This window comes from Micromonospora sp. NPDC050397 (assembly GCF_044901685.1).
In the GTDB taxonomy this organism is placed as follows: domain Bacteria; phylum Actinomycetota; class Actinomycetes; order Mycobacteriales; family Micromonosporaceae; genus Micromonospora_G.
The window spans coordinates 45,199-60,985 of the sequence record NZ_JBJDPS010000022.1; the positions used below are offsets into that span (position 1 = coordinate 45,199).

General features: G+C 72.4%; 14 protein-coding genes. 5 read left to right on the plus strand and 9 right to left on the minus strand.

The window, feature by feature from the left end:
• Window positions 1-27: 27 nt before the first annotated feature.
• Window positions 28-1,005, minus strand: coding sequence for an NAD-dependent epimerase/dehydratase family protein (locus tag ACI2K4_RS34090; protein ID WP_404517305.1), 978 nt, complete (start codon window positions 1,003-1,005; stop codon window positions 28-30).
• A gap of 145 nt (window positions 1,006-1,150) precedes the next feature.
• On the opposite strand from ACI2K4_RS34090, the gene ACI2K4_RS34095 reads away from it, so the two are divergent.
• Window positions 1,151-2,044: a septum formation family protein gene (locus ACI2K4_RS34095; protein WP_404517306.1), complete on the plus strand. Its 894-nt coding sequence runs from the start codon at window positions 1,151-1,153 to the stop codon at window positions 2,042-2,044.
• A gap of 90 nt (window positions 2,045-2,134) precedes the next feature.
• Here the strand turns inward: ACI2K4_RS34095 and ACI2K4_RS34100 are convergent, their stop codons facing one another.
• From ACI2K4_RS34100 to ACI2K4_RS34120, 5 genes are all read right to left on the minus strand, one after another.
• Window positions 2,135-3,628, minus strand: coding sequence for an RsmB/NOP family class I SAM-dependent RNA methyltransferase (locus ACI2K4_RS34100; RefSeq protein WP_404517307.1), 1,494 nt, complete (start codon window positions 3,626-3,628; stop codon window positions 2,135-2,137).
• Entirely contained in the window at window positions 3,625-4,569 is a 945-nt protein-coding gene (fmt, locus tag ACI2K4_RS34105; RefSeq protein ID WP_404517345.1) for a methionyl-tRNA formyltransferase, read from the minus strand. The genes ACI2K4_RS34100 and fmt overlap by 4 nt, the downstream gene beginning before the upstream one ends.
• Window positions 4,570-4,574: 5 nt before the next feature.
• On the minus strand, window positions 4,575-5,135 hold the full coding sequence (gene def / locus ACI2K4_RS34110; RefSeq protein WP_404517308.1) for a peptide deformylase: 561 nt from the start codon (window positions 5,133-5,135) through the stop codon (window positions 4,575-4,577).
• A 156-nt stretch (window positions 5,136-5,291) separates the two neighbouring features.
• Window positions 5,292-6,530: a cytochrome P450 gene (locus ACI2K4_RS34115; RefSeq protein WP_404517309.1), complete on the minus strand. Its 1,239-nt coding sequence runs from the start codon at window positions 6,528-6,530 to the stop codon at window positions 5,292-5,294.
• A gap of 118 nt (window positions 6,531-6,648) precedes the next feature.
• Complete coding sequence (locus ACI2K4_RS34120) at window positions 6,649-7,647, minus strand: AAA family ATPase (protein ID WP_404517310.1); 999 nt, start codon at window positions 7,645-7,647, stop codon at window positions 6,649-6,651.
• Window positions 7,648-8,084: 437 nt separating this feature from the next.
• On the opposite strand from ACI2K4_RS34120, the gene ACI2K4_RS34125 reads away from it, so the two are divergent.
• The 4 genes from ACI2K4_RS34125 to ACI2K4_RS34140 are packed head-to-tail and all read left to right on the plus strand — an operon-like array spanning window position 8,085 to window position 11,194.
• Complete coding sequence (locus ACI2K4_RS34125) at window positions 8,085-8,648, plus strand: nucleotidyltransferase family protein (RefSeq protein ID WP_404517311.1); 564 nt, start codon at window positions 8,085-8,087, stop codon at window positions 8,646-8,648.
• Window positions 8,645-9,235, plus strand: a complete 591-nt coding sequence (locus tag ACI2K4_RS34130; protein ID WP_404517312.1) for an AAA family ATPase — start codon at window positions 8,645-8,647, stop codon at window positions 9,233-9,235. Before ACI2K4_RS34125 ends, ACI2K4_RS34130 begins: the two co-directional genes overlap by 4 nt.
• Window positions 9,223-10,047, plus strand: a complete 825-nt coding sequence (locus tag ACI2K4_RS34135) for a hypothetical protein (RefSeq protein WP_404517313.1) — start codon at window positions 9,223-9,225, stop codon at window positions 10,045-10,047. Before ACI2K4_RS34130 ends, ACI2K4_RS34135 begins: the two co-directional genes overlap by 13 nt.
• 4 nt (window positions 10,048-10,051) lie before the next feature.
• Window positions 10,052-11,194: a hypothetical protein gene (locus ACI2K4_RS34140; RefSeq protein WP_404517314.1), complete on the plus strand. Its 1,143-nt coding sequence runs from the start codon at window positions 10,052-10,054 to the stop codon at window positions 11,192-11,194.
• Window positions 11,195-11,217: 23 nt separating this feature from the next.
• On the opposite strand, the gene ACI2K4_RS34145 is transcribed toward ACI2K4_RS34140, so the two are convergent.
• The 3 genes from ACI2K4_RS34145 to coaBC form a co-directional block, all read right to left on the minus strand.
• Window positions 11,218-13,257, minus strand: a complete 2,040-nt coding sequence (locus ACI2K4_RS34145) for a primosomal protein N' (protein WP_404517315.1) — start codon at window positions 13,255-13,257, stop codon at window positions 11,218-11,220.
• Between the two features lie 38 nt (window positions 13,258-13,295).
• Window positions 13,296-14,489, minus strand: coding sequence for a methionine adenosyltransferase (gene metK, locus ACI2K4_RS34150; protein WP_404517316.1), 1,194 nt, complete (start codon window positions 14,487-14,489; stop codon window positions 13,296-13,298).
• An 88-nt stretch (window positions 14,490-14,577) separates the two neighbouring features.
• A complete protein-coding gene (gene coaBC, locus ACI2K4_RS34155) occupies window positions 14,578-15,786 on the minus strand; it encodes a bifunctional phosphopantothenoylcysteine decarboxylase/phosphopantothenate--cysteine ligase CoaBC (RefSeq protein WP_404517317.1) in 1,209 nt (402 codons plus the stop codon).
• Window position 15,787: the final 1 nt, after the last annotated feature.

Genomic DNA, 15,787 nt, shown 5'->3' on the forward strand with positions numbered 1-15,787 from the left:
ACCGGACCGAACCGGCCGGGCCGCGACTCAGCGTCCGGGGACCGGCCAGGCCGCCCAGGCGTCGGCGAGGATCGCCTCCAGCTCCGATCGGCGCGGTGCCCACTCCAGCATCACCCGGGCGAGGTTGATGTCGGCGGTCAGCCGGAGCGGCTCGGGCTTGGGCGGCAGCCGGCGCACGTCGACCGTGCGCCCGGTGACCCGCTGGGCGCTGGTCACCACCTCCAGCATGCTGGTGCCCCGACCGCTGCCGATGTTGACCAGCCGGTGCTCGCCCGGCCGGGTACGTTCCAACGCCAGCCGGAACGCCTCCGCCGCGTCCGCCACGTGCACGAAGTCGCGGACCGCGTGGCCGCCCCCGTTGAGGGTCACGTGCGGCAGTTGCCCGGTCATCGCCCGGAACACGTTCGGGATGATCCGCCCCGGATCGGTGTCGCCGATCCCGTCGACCGCACCGGCGACGTTGAACAGCCGCAGGGTGGTCGCGCCGATCGCGCCGATGCCGGCCTGCGCGGCGACGAGCTGCTCGGCGGCGACCTTCGCCACGGCGTACGGGCTCTCCGGGTGGGCGTCGAGATCCTCGGTGAGCGCGCCCTCGGGGCGGGAGCCGTACACGATGTTGGTGGAGGCGAAGACAACCGAGATGCCCGGTCGCTCCTCACTGGCCTGTTCGAACGCCTTGAGCAGGTTGAGCGTGCCGACCGCGTTCACGTCGAAGTAGGTGAGCGGGTCGGCGAACGAGTCCCGGACGCTGGTCAGCGCGGCCAGGTGACACACCCCGTCGAAGCCGCCCTGGCCGACGATCCGGGCCAGCCGGGTGCGGTCGCGCAGATCCCCGGTGACCAGCTCGGCACCGACCGCGAGCCGCTCGGTGGACTTGCGTCGGCTCAACACCGTCACCCGGTGCCCGGCCGCGAGCAGGTTGACGCTGACCGCGTGCCCGAGGAAGCCGAGCCCACCGGTGACCAGTACGTGCACGAGGGGTCCGATCTGGCCAGGTTCCGCCACCGGCAGGCAGTGGCGCGAGGTCCCGCAATCCTACGACGATCCGGCGGCACCGGGGATACCCGTACCGGTATGCTGCACGGCCGATGGCCCACCGCGCCCGGCCGGGCGCGGTCGCTGGCCGTCGGTCCCCGGGGAGGACAAAGAGATGCGACGGTGGCTGACCGCGATTGCGCTCGGTGGGATGGCGACGCTGGCGCTGGCCGGATGTGGGCTTCCGGCCGGTGTGGACGGCAACCTGACCGACGACTGGGCCGCGATCGGCGAACCGGTCGCCGTCACACCGGTGGTCGGTGCCTGCCACCCACGGTTCGTCGACGTCGGCTACCTCAGCTCCTACCAGCCCGTCGACTGCGCCGAGCAGCACGACGCCGAGACCCTGTACGTGGGCACCTTCGGCGGTGCCGACGCGGACCGGGCCACCCCGCCGCCGGACGGCTCGCCGAGTTGGCGGGCGGCGCGGGCCGAGTGCGACCAGAAGGTCAGCGAGGCGGTCGGTGGCGACTGGCGCGCCGGTCGAATGACCATGAGCCTGGTCCCGCCGTCGAGCTACGCGTGGTCCGGGGGCGCCCGCTGGTTCCGGTGCGACGTCGGCGAGATCGACGGGCTGGACAACCGGGACGTGGTGGCCCGGACCGGCAGCCTCAAGGGCGCCATGGGCGGTTCGGCGGCGCTGGCGTACGGCTGCTTCTCCCCGAAACTGGACCGGGCCGGCGACATCGACGTGATGCAGCCGGTGAGCTGCACCGCCAAGCACAACACCGAGTTCGCCGGGATCTGGACCGTCCCCGACGTCTCCTACCAGTCGTTCCTGAAGGACGAGGCCCGGATCGAGCGGGGCTGCCTGTCGACGATCGCCGTCTTCGCCAAGGTGCCGAACAACGCCGACATGAAGTACCGCACCGGCTGGATCTACTACTACCCGGGCGAGGCCGACTGGAACGCCGGCAACCGGGGTGTGCAGTGCTTCCTCTGGCTCGACGAGCGGCAGGTCACCCGCTCGCTCAAGGGCGCCGGAGCCGGCGCCCTGCCGGTCGACTGACCCTCGGTCCCACCGGGGAGGCCCGGTAACCGTCCGATCCCGATGCCGTGCCGGTTCGAACGACCGGCACGGCATCGGTCCGTCGGTGGGTCACTCGCCCCGGCGCAGCACCGCCAGGAACATCGCGTCGGTGCCGTGCCGGTGCGGCCAGAGCTGCACGGTCGGGCCGTCGCCGAGGCCGGGCATGCCGGCCGGCAGCAGCGGCCGGGCGTCGACGAAGTCGACCGGTACGCCGGAGCGGCGGGCCGCCTCGGTGACGGTCACGTGCGTCTCCACCACGTGCGGCGAGCAGGTCACGTACGCCACCACCCCGCCGGGGCGGACCGCCCGCAACGCGGCGGCGAGCAGTTCCCGCTGGAGTCGGGTCAGCGGCGGCAGGTCGGACGGCTGACGACGCCAGCGCGACTCCGGACGCCGACGCAGCGACCCGAGACCGGTGCAGGGCGCGTCGACCAGCACCCGGTCGAAGCCACCGGCGGGGAGGTCGGAGTCCGCGCCGACGGTCCTGCCGTCGGTGGCGAGCACGGTGACCGGCAGGCCCCGGACCGCCTGGGAGACCAGCCGGGCGCGGTGCTCGGCCACCTCCACCGCGGTCAGGGTGGCGCCGCGTTCGACGGCCAGCGAGCCGAGCAGCCCGGCCTTGCCGCCGGGCCCGGCGCAGAGGTCGAGCCAGCGGCTGTCGCTCCCCTCGACCGGAGCCGTGGCGAGCGCGGTGGCGACAAGTTGGGAGCCCTCGTCCTGCACGTGTGCCCGACCGTCGGTCACCGCGGGCAGGTCACCGGGGGCACCACCGGCCAGGTAGACCGCGTACGGCGAGAAGGCGCCCGGCGCCCCGCCGACCGCCTCGGCCAACTCGACCGGGTCGGCCCGACCGGGCCGGGCGCAGAGGTGCACCGGTGGCCGTTCGTTGTCCTCGATCAGCAGCCGGCGGGTCTCGGCCAGGTCGCCGCCGAGCGCCTCGCTGAACGCCCGGACGATCCACTCCGGGTGGCTGTACGCGAGCGCCAGGTGCCCGATCGGGTCGGTCTCGTACGGCGGAGCCAGTTCGGCGATCCAGGTGTCCAGGTCCTTGCCGGCGACCTCACGCAGCACCGCGTTGGCGAACCCGCTCGCCCCGGGCGCCACCGCGCGGACCAGGTCGACCGTGGCGGAGACCGCAGCGTGCGCCGGCACCCGGGTGTAGAGCAACTGGTACGCCCCGATCCGCAGCGCGTCCCGCGGCTGCGGGTCGATCCGGGCCACCTCCCGGCCGGCGGCCTTGGTGAGGATCGCGTCCAGGGTGCCCCGGACCCGGAGCGTGCCGTAGGTCAGCTCGGTGGCGAAGGCGGCGTCCCGACCGTGCAGCCGGAAGTCACGCAGGATGCCCGAGAGCACCAGGTTCGCGTACGCGTCGTCGCGGTGCACCGCCGCGACCGCCTCGTACGCCGCCTTCCGGGCCAGGTCGGCCGGTGGTGCCGCCGACCGGCCCCGCCCGGCACCGGCCCGGTCCCGCCCCGGGCGGGTGTCCCGCCCCCGGTCGTCCGAGCGGGTCCGGTTCGCCGGGTCCGAGCCGGAGCGGGTCGGGTTCTCCGAGGAGGTGCTCATGCGGTCACCTCGGCGTTCTGGAAGCTCTCGCCCGGTGTCACCCGGACGCCGCGCGCCCAGTCCGTGGCCGGCATCGGCTTCTTGCCCGCTGCCCTTACCTCACCCAGTGCGACTGCGGTGGTGGCCGTTCCGACCAGCACCTGGTTCCGTTCGACGAGTAGCTCCCCTGGGGTGAGTTCGGGTGGGTTGGCGATCGGGCGGACCGGACCGAGCTTGATCCGGTCGCCCCGGAAGGTGGTCCAGGCGCCGGGCGCCGGGGTGGCCGCGCGGATCCGCCGGTCCACCGCGAATCCCGGCTCGGACCAGCGGACCTGACCGTCCTCGACGGTCAGCTTCGGTGCCAGCGAGACGCCGTCGGTCGGCTGCGGCTCGGCCCGTACGGTGCCGGCCTCGATCGCGTCGAGCACGGCCACCAGCAGCCCGGAACCGGAGGCGGCGAGCCGGGCCAGTAGGTCACCGGAGGTGTCGGCGGGGCGGATCTCGTCGGTCACGGTGCCGAAGACCGGACCGGTGTCCAGCCCGGCCTCGAGCTGGAACACGCTCGCGCCGGTCAGTTCGTCGCCGTGCAACACCGCGTGCTGTACGGGCGCCGCGCCGCGCCAGGCGGGCAGCAGCGAGAAGTGCAGGTTCACCCAGCCGTGGGTGGGGATCTCCAGCGCCACCGGCGGGACCAGTGCCCCGTACGCGACAACCGGCACGCAGTCCGGCGCCAGCTCCCGCAGCCGGTCGAGGAACTCGGGCTCACGCGGCTTGGCCGGGGTCAGCACCTCGATCCCCCGCTCGTCGGCCCACGCGCCGACCGGTGAGCGGGCCAGGCCCCGGCCACGACCGGCGGGCGCGTCCGGGCGGGTCACCACGGCGAGCAGTTCGTGCCGGGAGGCCGCGATGGCGTCGAGGGCGGGCAGGGCGACGGCCGGCGTACCGGCGAAGAGCAGACGCAAGCCGGTCACCGACCCAGACCGAACGGGCTGCCCGTGCCGTGCGGGCTGACCTTGACCACCGGCGGGGCGCCCGCGTCGTACCAGTCGGCGGCGCGGATCGCCTTCATCGCCTCCTTGCGCCCCTTCGGGTCGAGCCGGTCGAGGAAGAGGACCCCGTCGAGGTGGTCGGTCTCGTGCTGCACGCAGCGGGCCATCAGCCCGGTGCCGACGATCTGGAGCGGGTCGCCGTACGAGTTGAAGCCCTTGGCGACGACGTTCTGCCGCCGCTTGGTGTCGAAGTAGAGGCCGGGGATGGAGAGGCAGCCCTCGGGGCCGTCCTGTTCCTCCTCGTCCGGGAAGGAGAGGACCGGGTTGACCAGATGTCCGACCACGTCGTCCACGTCGAAGGCGAACACGCGCAGACCGATGCCGAGCTGCGGGGCGGCCAGGCCGGCACCGTTGCGGTCGCGCATCGTGTCGGTCAGGTCGGCGACCAGTTTGCGCAGCTCGGTGTCGAAGTCGACCACCGGCTCGGCCGGCGTGCGCAGCACCGGATCCCCGAACAGACGGATGGGCTGGACGGTCACGCGGGACGGCTCCTTAACTGGTGGGCGGGACGGCTCGGCTGGTGAGGCTGGGACCGGCCACCCGGACGGCAGGGCTGGCGGGATCGCCGCGGACGGGACCGGCGCCGACATGATCAAGGCAGCTTGGCCACGCGAGCGGGGTCCCGCCGTACCAGTCTACGGCGGTGGTACCGGCAGACCTCCGGCCACCGACACCGGCAGCCGCCGGTAGCCGCGCAGGGTGAGTCGGACCCGGTGGGTCGGGCGACCGGCCGGCGCCAGCGCGGGCAGCCCCCGCAGCAGTTCCGGGAAGGCAACCGTCGCCTCCAGCCGGGCCAGCGGCGCGCCGAGGCAGTAGTGCCCGCCCGCGCCGAACGAGATCGGCTGGTTGTCCGCCCGGTCCGGGTCGAACCGGTCCGGGTCGGTGAACCGCTCCGGGTCCCGGTTGGCCGCCCCCAACAGCAGCAGCACCTCCGCGCCGGCCGGCAGTTTCTCGCCGTCGACCTCGATCGGCTCGGCGACCACCCGGCTGGTCAACTGCACCGGCGCGTCGAACCGGAGCATCTCCTGGACGAAGGCCGGGGCCAGCGAGTCGTCGGCACGCAGCCGGTCGGCGTGCCGGGGGTGTGCCAGCAGCACGGCCAGGCCGTTGCCGAGCAGGTTGGTGGTGGTCTCGAAACCCGCCACCAGCAGCAGCACCAGGTTGGCCAGCAGTTCGTCACCGGAGAGCTGTTCGGGGTCGCGGTCGTGGGCCTGGACCAGCGCCGTGGTCAGGTCGGTGGCGGGCGTGCGGCGCCGCTGTCCGACCAGCTCCCGCAGGTACGCGGCCAGCTCGACCGCGCCCCGGTTGGCGGTGTCCAGGTCGGCCTGGGTGATCTCCGGCTCCAGCACGGCGGTGAGATCGGCGGCCCGTCCCCGGAACCACGGGTGGTCGGCGGCCGGCACGCCCAGCAGCGCGCAGATCACCCCGACCGGCAGCGGATAGCCGAACTCGGTCAGGAAGTCGACCGCCTGCCCCGACCGGCCCCGCTCGGCGATCCGGGCGACCAGCTCGCGGGACTGGGCGGCGACCACCTCCCGCAACGCGGACACCCGCCGGGCGGTGAACGTGCCGGCGACGAGGCGGCGCATCCGGGCGTGGTCCGGCGGGTTCGTCTGCAGGATCGAGGTGGCGATCACCGAGACCGCCGGGTTGGACCGCCAGCCGACCCACTGCCGGTCCAACATGCCGGCGTCGCGTACCAGCAGTCGGGAATCCCGGAGCAGCCCGTCCACGGCCCGATACCCGGTGGCCACGAAGAGATCGTCCCCGACCTGGGCCACCGGACCGTGCCGTCGCAGCTCGTGGTAGAGCGGGTACGGGTCGACCCGTCCGAAGGGCGACATGAGCAGGGCGAGTGCCTCGGCGGCTTCCACCGCGTACCTCCCCGGTCCGGCGGGCGGAGATCCATCGTCGCCGCCCGGTGCCAGCGCCTCCGGGCCGGTCGGCGGACGGCCGGTGCCAGCGCCTCCGGGCCGGTCGGCGGACGGCCGGTTACGAGCCGATGCCCGCCTCGCTGGGCAGGATCGGGTCCGCCGGGGCTGCTCCGGCCCGGGCCAGCACGTGCTCGGGCAGCGGCAACGACACGCCGTGCGCCGCGTCCCAGTCGTAGATCGCGCCGAGCCCGACCTCGGTCTGGAAGAACTCGATCGCGGAGCGACCGCCGACCACGGGCTCGTCCACCTCGGCGACCAGTCGACCGGGTACGAGCTTGAAGCCGTTCTGGAGGGCCGCGCTGAGCCGGCGGTGACCGTCGACGACAAAGAACTCGCTACCGGTGTAACCGATGCTGATCGGCTCCAGGGCCGCCTCGCCCGCCTTGGCCACGTCGGCGACGAAGTCCGAGTCCCAGAGTCCGCGCAGGCCCTGAATCTCCTGGCTCGGGTAGATTCGGCCCGGGTCGAGCAGGAGCAGCGGCGGGGCGTCGCGCAGCACCTCCCGGCCGAGCGAGCCCTCGAAGGCGGCGATCACGTGCTCGACCACCTCCATCGCGGAGGCGCGGGTGGTGTCGCAGATCAGGTCGTAGTTGCGCAGTTTGGCCTTGTCCACGCCGTACCGGAGGATGAAGCGGCCCCGCTCGCTCTCGCTGCGCTCACGGAGCTTGGTCTTCGCCTCCTCGATCGAGGTGTAGCTCTCGGCCGGGCCGGAGGGACGGGCCAGCACCCGGCGGGCCGCCTCGGTCGGCTCGGTGATCATGTGAATCTTGAGGGCGTCGCGGAAGAAGTGCCAGGCGAGCCGGCTGTCGACGACGAGTTGCTCACCGGAGTCGGCGATGTCCTGCTGGAGCTGGTCGACGTAGCCGTCCACCGCCTGGTCGAGCTCGGCGTGCAGGTTGAGCTGCAGCGTGGTCATCTGGCGCCGCTGCGCCATCTCCCGGTAGAGATCGCCGACGCTGATCCGGCGCAGGCCGAGCCGCTTGGAGAGCTCGATCGACACGGTGCTCTTGCCGCTGCCGAGATCTCCATTCAGAACGATCGATTGACGACCGGTCACGACGCACACACCCCTGATCGCAGACTGACTAGGATCACTCGATTGCACACCGAACCGGTGTGATCACGGCATCGTCACACCAATGGGCGGCGACATGAGGGGCGATGTTACCACGCGTGAACCAGCCCTTCGGCGAGGTCCCACGCGCCATAAACCACTCATAACGACTCAGCCTACCTCCGGCCGCGCCCCCGTTCCCGAGTGGGTTCGACGCCCGGACGGGCGGCGGGCGGGCGTCCCCCACCGAGTGCGGATCGGGGCGACCGGTGAGGGTGCCGTTTCCGTCACCGCGCCGGCCCGACGCGGGCCCCACGCCCGCCGACGCACGGCCCACCGGGCGAGCCGTTCGGCCGACCCGCGGGCGGTTTCTCCGCGTGCGTACGCGGTCTATTCTCCAGGCAGGAATTCGTCGACCCGGCGCCCTTAAGGACATCCTCGTGACAGATCCGGCGGCCTCGGCAACCGATCTCGAAAAAATCATGCTCGGGGAGGAACATCGCCGGGCCATTCTCTTCGCCGTGGCAAAGCTCGAACTGCCTGACTGCTGGCTATCCGCCGGATTCGTCAGAAATCTCGTGTGGGACCGACTGCACGGTCGCACCACGCCCACGCCACTGAACGACATCGACGTGGTGTATTTCGACGCCACGGAGACCGCGCCCGCCGTCGACCGGCAGATCGAGACCGTCCTGCGGAGCCAATTCCCGAACGAGAACTTCTCCGTCAAGAACCAGGCCAGGATGCACACCCGCAACGGCCACCCGCCCTACGTCGACACGGCGGACGCGCTACGGAGGTGGCCGGAGACCTGCACCGCGCTCGGTGTCGCCTGGCGTGCCGGCCGGTTCGAGGTGCTCGCGCCGTTCGGCCTCGTGGACCTGTTCGGCCTCCTCGTACGTCCGACCGCCGACGACGCCGAGACGGTCGCCCTGGTCCGACGGCGGATGGAGCAGCGCCGCTGGCGGGAAACCTGGCCACTGCTGGTCTTCGACCTGCCATGAGCGACTCGCCACTCGTGATCGTCTCGGGGCCGCCGGCGGTCGGGAAGACCTCGGTGCGCCGACACCTGCGGGTCATGCTGCGGCAGCGGTTCGCGCTGACCGGCGACATCGGGATCGACGACATCCTCCGCCGGCTGCACCGGGAGGGCCGACTCGACGGCCTAGCGACCCTCGGCGACGACGGTGCCCTGATCCTCGGCCGCTGGCCGGAAGCGGTCGAGATGGCCCTGGCCAGACTGACCGAGCAACTGTCCGCGCCCGACCGCCCGGTGCTGGTCGAGCTTCCCCTCTTCCCGGACTGGCTCGCCGGATTCGTACGCGACCAGGAGCTGGCCGCCAGCACCCTGTTCATCCACCTGCACGCCCCGCTGGAGGTGCGGGTACGACGCAACCGGGAACGGCGTGCGGCCCGAGTGTCGGAGACGAACCTGAGACAGATGACGGACCAGATCCCCCACCCGCTGCTACGCGAGCTCACCTCAACGCTGCCCGCGTTCTTCGCCCTCGACACCACCCACGATCTCGACACCGTACTGTCGCGCAGCGCCGAGGCCACCCGCGCCTTCCTCGAACAGTGGTACGCGTAGTGGGCATCTTCAACATCCTCGTGCTGCTCGGTGCCGGTGTCTTCGGCTACCTGCGACGCGCCGATTCGTACGCCCTCGAGGTGTCGATCGGCATCGCCGGTGTCGCGATGGCCAACCTGGCCGGTCGCATCGACATCTTCGAACCGCGCTATCTCTGGCCCACGGTGCTGGCCGGAACCGTGTACCGCCGCTCGCAGATCCGGGTCTCCATCGCGTACCTGGTCGCGGTGCCGGTGGACGAGACCCAGCTACTCGTCCGCGGCCACCGGATAACGACCCAGTACCAGCCGGTCGGGGGCGTGTTCAAGTGCCGGTTGTCGGAGAGCGAGTTGAGCCGGCGCTTCCATGCCCGACCCGACATCCGGTTCACCCCGGACCAGGTCAGCAACAACGACCTACGCCTGAGGCTGCCCGGCCGGGATCTGCACCGACTGCTCAAGTGGTTCGACTCCCGGCACGACCGGGAACTCTTTCCCTGGCGGGAGTTCCACGAGGAACTCATCGCGACCGGCATACTCGACCGTCGTGACTTCCCGTTCTTCGACTGCACCTACCTGGGCACTCGTCACCTGCCGCTACGACACGACCGGTTCTCCGGACTGCGCCAACTGATCATCGGCGAGATCTACGAACTGCGGCCGAACGAGCAACAGTTGAAAGCGCTTCGCGGGCTCCGGGAGAAGCACCGGTCGAATCCGGTTGACGGCATATATTTCGCCACCAGAGAAGAGATCGAACGTGGTGGTATCGTGTCCGGGACACAGGCGACCTTCGATATAGCACCCACCTCGGCCTGGCTGGTAAGGGGGTAGCGCGGTGATCAGTCCGGAACAGACAGGGGCGCTGACCGAAACGGGTTGGTTCCGCGTCGACGACGTCGCCGGTGACCCGGTCCTGGCCGAGGTGCTACGGCTACGGCAGGCGTGCGCCGACGAGTTCACCGCACTGATGACGTCGGGTCGACCGGCCGAGGCGGCCGTCACCACCACGGGCCAGTACGGCTTCACCGCCGACGGTGACGAGAGCGCCGCCCGACTGCGGGAACTACGAAGCCACCTGGTGGTCAACCAGACCCTGCCGACCGGCCACCCGCTCGCCGTCCTCGCACCGACCTTCTACGGCGAGGACGTGCCCACCGCCGGGGCCGACCGGTGGTCGGCCATGGCCCTACGCCTGCACCGGCTACTGGACCTGTTCACCATGGAGACGATGGAAGCGCTGGAGGAGCGGCTGGGGCTGGCCTTCGGGACGATCGCCGGACCACTGGCGATGGGTGAACGCCTACTGCGGTTCCAGTGGTACCCGGCTCTCCCGGACGGACCCGAAGAGTTGTTCATGGTCGAGACCGACGACGGGGTGATCCCCGTACGTGGCAGGCTGGTCGCCGACGGGGAACGACGGTCCCCGCTGATCCGGGTGGGCCCGCACAAGGACATGGGCCACTGGACCTGGCAGGTGTACAGCACCGACTCGAAGCTGCGCTTCTGGGACCGGCGCGGACAGACGGTGGTGCCGGCACCGCGCGGCGACTGGCTCTACGGCAACGTCTGCGACTTCCTCGAGGCCGAACACCCCGGGCTACCCACTCCGATCCACTGGGTCGACGCCGACCGCGACGGCGGCGACAGCACCCGGATGTCGATCTCCTACTTCGCCCACGTCCGGCCGGGCGCCGCCGGGGCGGACTCGACCTGGGGCGCCGAACTGTACCGCCGCCTAGCCACGCTCGGGTACGCGACGGACCCGGAGGTCCGGCAGGCGATCGACCTGCTGCACGAGCGCGGCGACGATCGGGAGCTCACCCTTGCCTCGATCGACTGGGAAGCCACGCATGCCGCACCGCCCGGCTTCGCCGTGGGAACGAGTCGCTACTACCGCCGTGACGAGCGCGAACCCGGCGGGCTCGGTCGGCGTACCCGGGCCGAGGTGGGCGGCCTCCGGGAGGAGCTGACCGGCTGAGCCGGCGACCCGCCCGCACCACCTCAGAACATGTCCAGCGGATCGACCTGTATCCGTACCGGTTCGGCGGCCTTGCGGGCGGTCCGGACGCCCGCCGCCTCGTGCAGCGCGACCGCCAACACAGCGGCCCGGCCCCTGGGCACCCGGACCAGCATCCGCTCCTGCCCCCGCTGCGCCGGCACCGGGCCGAGCACCTCCGCCTCTGCCGGCAGCCGGGTCACCGCGAGCAGGTCGGCGACCGCGTCCGGCACCCCGGTCAGGCTCGCCATCCGGGCCGCCGGGGGAAATCCCAGCTCACGCCGCTCGGCCAGCTCCCGGCCGGCGAACCAGGCCGGATCCCAGCGCAGCAGGGCCTGCACCGGGGCCAGCGAACCGTCGGCGACCAGCACCACCCGCCCGCCGGCCGAGGCGGGTCGGGCCAGCGCGGACGCGGTCAGCCAGCGCCGCAACGCCTCCTCACCGGCCCGCAGGTCGGCCCGGGTGAGCAACGCCCACGAGTCGAGCAGCAGCACCGCACCGTAGCCGCCGCCACCGGCGACCGGCTCCGCGCCCGGGGTGGCGACCACCAGCCCCGCCTCCGCCGGCACGACGTCGAGCACCTCGTCCCGGCCGGAGGTGCGCACCGGTACGCCGGCGAACGCCCGGCCCAACTCCTCCGCCGTACGCCTTGCGCCGATCACAGCCGCGCGCAGCCGCCGGCCACCGCACTGAGGGCAGGCGTACCCCGCCGCCACCCGGCCACACCAGTGACAGCTCGGTACGGCGTTCGCCGAACGCAGCGCCAGCGGCCCCGAGCAGTGCGGACAGCGGGCCGGCGCCCGACAGGTGGCACAGGCGACCGATGGCAGGTAACCGCGTCGGGGCACCTGCACCAGCACCGGCGCGTCGGCCCGTAGGGCGGCGCGGGCCGCCTCCCAGGCCAGGCTGGGCAGCCGCGCCGTGGCCGCCGCCGGGTCCCGGGCGAGCTGCGGGTCGTCACCCGTCGGTGTGATCTGCGGGCTGCGGGACCGCACCGTCGCCCGGTCCGCCACGACCTCCTTGGCCCAGCCGGTCTCCACCAGCAGTTGGGCCTCGGCGGTACGGGCGTGACCGGCCACCAGCACCGCCGCGTCGGCGAGCTGCGCCCGGGTCAGCAGCACCTCGCGGGCGTGCGGGTACGGTGCCCTCGGCTCGGCGTGCAGGTCGTCGCCGTCGTCCCAGATCGCCACCAGTCCCAGCCGCTCGACCGGGGCGAACATGGCCGCCCGGGTGCCGATCACCACCGGTACCTGCCCGCGCCGGGCGGCGAGGAACGCCCGGTACCGCTTCGCCGGACCGAGCGCCGCCGCGAGCGTGACGTGCCGGCCGGGGCCGAGTTCGGCGGTGAGCGCGACGTCGAGCCGGTCGAGGTCCCGGGCGTCGGCGACCACCGCGACCACCCCGCGCCCCCCACGTACGGTGGCTCCCGCCGCCTCGGCGAACCGCTGGGCCCACGCCTCGCCGGGCAGCGCCGACCAGACCGCGCGCGGCTTGCGCCCGTCGCGCAGCGCGCGCAGGAAACCGGGCCCGGCCGGGTAGTCCCGCCACCCGGCGCCGGGCCGTTCCTGCCCCGCCACCGGAACCACGAGAGCCGGCGCTACCGCCCGCGGTTCGTCGGACGGCGGTGCGGGCTCGTCGGACGACAGCGGGGATTCGTCCGACGGCGGTGCGGGCTCGTCGGAGGGCTGCGCGGCGGGCGGTGGGGACTGCGACTCGACCCGGGCGTGCCGGGGTGGCACGGCCAGCCGGAGCACGTCGGCCAGGCCGCCGGCGTACCGGTCGGCGACGGCGCGGGCGAGTCGGGCGATCTCCGGTGCGAGCACCGGCTCCGGCGAGACCAGGCGTTCCAGGTAGGTCAACCGGCCGCCGTGGTCCGAGGACTCGACCCGTTCGAGCAGCCAGCCGTCGACCAGTTGCCCGGCGAACCGGACCCGGACCCGGGTGCCCGGCTGGGCCGTCTCCGCCAGCTCGGCCGGCACCAGGTAGTCGAACGGGCGGTCCAGGTGGGCCAGGGGCACATCGACGCAGACGCGAGCGACCGGCAACCCGCTGGCGGGTTGCCGGTCGCTGCGCTTCGCGGTGGTCAGGCTCCTGCGGCCGACTTGAGGTCGGCGGCGCGGTCGGTGCTCTCCCAGGTGAGGTCCGGCAGCTCACGGCCGAAGTGGCCGTAGGCGGCGGTCTGCTGGTAGATCGGGCGGAGCAGGTCGAGGTCACGGATGATCGCCGCGGGGCGGAGGTCGAAGACCTCGTTGACCGCCTTCTCGATCCGCTCCACCGGCACGTTCTCGGTGCCGAAGGTCTCGACGAAGAGGCTCACCGGGTGCGCCTTGCCGATCGCGTACGCGACCTGCACCTCGCACCGCTCGGCCAGCCCGGCGGCCACGACGTTCTTCGCCACCCAGCGGGTCGCGTACGCCGCCGACCGGTCGACCTTCGACGGGTCCTTGCCGGAGAACGCGCCGCCACCGTGCCGGGCGTAACCGCCGTAGGTGTCCACGATGATCTTCCGTCCGGTGAGCCCGGCGTCGCCCATCGGGCCGCCGATCTCGAACCGACCGGTCGGGTTGACCAGCAGCCGGTAGCCGTCGGTCTCCAGCCCCAGCCCCTCCAGCTCGGGGGCGATCACGTGCTCGCGCACGTCCGGGGTGAGCAGCGACTCCAGCGAGATGTCCGCGGCGTGCTGGCTGGAGACGACCACCGTGTTGAGCCGGACCGGGCGCAGCCCGTCGTACTCGACGGTGACCTGGGTCTTGCCGTCGGGCCGCAGGTACGGGATCGTGCCGTCCTTGCGCGCGGCGGCGAGCCGGCGGGCCAGCCGGTGCGCGAGCGCGATCGGCAGCGGCATCAGCTCCGGCGTCTCCGAGCAGGCGAAGCCGAACATCATGCCCTGGTCACCGGCGCCCTGCGCGTCCAGCGCGCTCTCCGACGCCCCGGTGCGCAGCTCCATCGCGCTGTCCACGCCCTGCGCGATGTCCGGCGACTGGGAGCCGATGGAGACGCTGACCCCACAGGAGGCCCCGTCGAAGCCCTTCTTCGAGGAGTCGTAGCCGATGCCGAGGATCGTCTCGCGGACGATGGTCGGGATGTCGGCGTACGCCTTGGTGGTCACCTCACCCGCGACGTGCACCTGACCGGTGGTGATGAGGGTCTCGACCGCGACCCGGCTGCGCGGGTCCTGGGTCAGCAGCGCGTCGAGGATGCCGTCGCTGATCTGGTCAGCGATCTTGTCCGGGTGGCCTTCCGTGACCGACTCGGAAGTGAACAGGCGGCGTGCCACGGTGCTCCTAAAGGTGCTCGAAGAGTGTTCGCGGCAGTGTAACGCCGCAGACAGTGGACCGTTTCCAAAGTGACAGTGTGTTGAACGGTTAAGACGAAGCGGTTAAGCGCTTTGTTACCAGGTCCCAGACCGCGTCGGCCAGATCTTCCTTGGATTGCTCCGGGAAAGCTGTCCTCGATCCGTCGGCGCCCAGCACGACAGCGGTGTTCGAGTCGGCGCCGAACACCTTGTCCGGCCCCACCTCGTTGACCACGATCAGGTCCGCCTTCTTCCGGGAGAGCTTCACCCGGGCATTCTTCTCGACGTCCCCGGTCTCGGCGGCGAAGGCAACCAGCACCTGCCCGGCGTGTCGCCGCTCGCCGAGCTCGGCGGCGATGTCGGGATTGGTGACCAGCTCGATGGTGGGCGCGGAGCCGTCGCCGGTCTTCTTGATCTTCTGGTCGGCGTACGTCGCCGGGCGGAAGTCCGCCGGGGCCGCCGCCATCACCACCACGTCCGCGCCGTCGGCCGCCGCCAGGGTCGCCTTGCGCAGTTCCTCGGTCGTGCCGACGCGCACCAGCTCCACCCCGGCCGGGTCGGCGAGCGACACGTTCGCGGCGACGAGCGTGACGGTGGCGCCACGTGCCACGGCGGTGCGCGCGAAGGCGTATCCCTGCTTGCCGGACGAGCGGTTACCGAGGAAGCGGACCGGGTCGAGCGGCTCGCGGGTGCCACCCGCGGTCACCACCACCCGGCGTCCGGTCAGGTCGCGCGGTGCCACCGAGCCCCGGGTCAGCGCCCGCCGGGCGACGGCGAAGATCTCGGCCGGGTCGGGCAGCCGGCCCTTGCCGGTGTCGGCACCGGTCAGCCTGCCGCTGGCGGGCTCGATCACCTGCACACCACGGGCGCGCAGCGTCGCCACGTTGGCGACCGTCGCCGGGTGCTCCCACATCTCGGTGTGCATGGCCGGCGCCAGCACCACCGGGCAACGGGCGGTGAGCAGCGTGTTGGTCAGCAGGTCGTCGGCGAGGCCGTGGGCCGCCTTCGCGATCAAATCGGCGGTGGCCGGCGCGACCACGACGAGGTCGGCGTGCTTGCCGAGGCGGACGTGCGGCACGTCCTGCACGTCGGACCAGACGTCGTCCGCGACCGGCTGGCCGGAGAGCGCGGCCCAGGTCGGGGCGCCGACAAAACGCAGGGCGGAGGCGGTCGGTACGACCCGGACGTCATGCCCCGACTCGGTGAGGAGCCGGAGCAGCTCGCAGGACTTGTACGCGGCGATGCCCCCGCCCACCCCGAGGACAACCTGAGCAGGCATG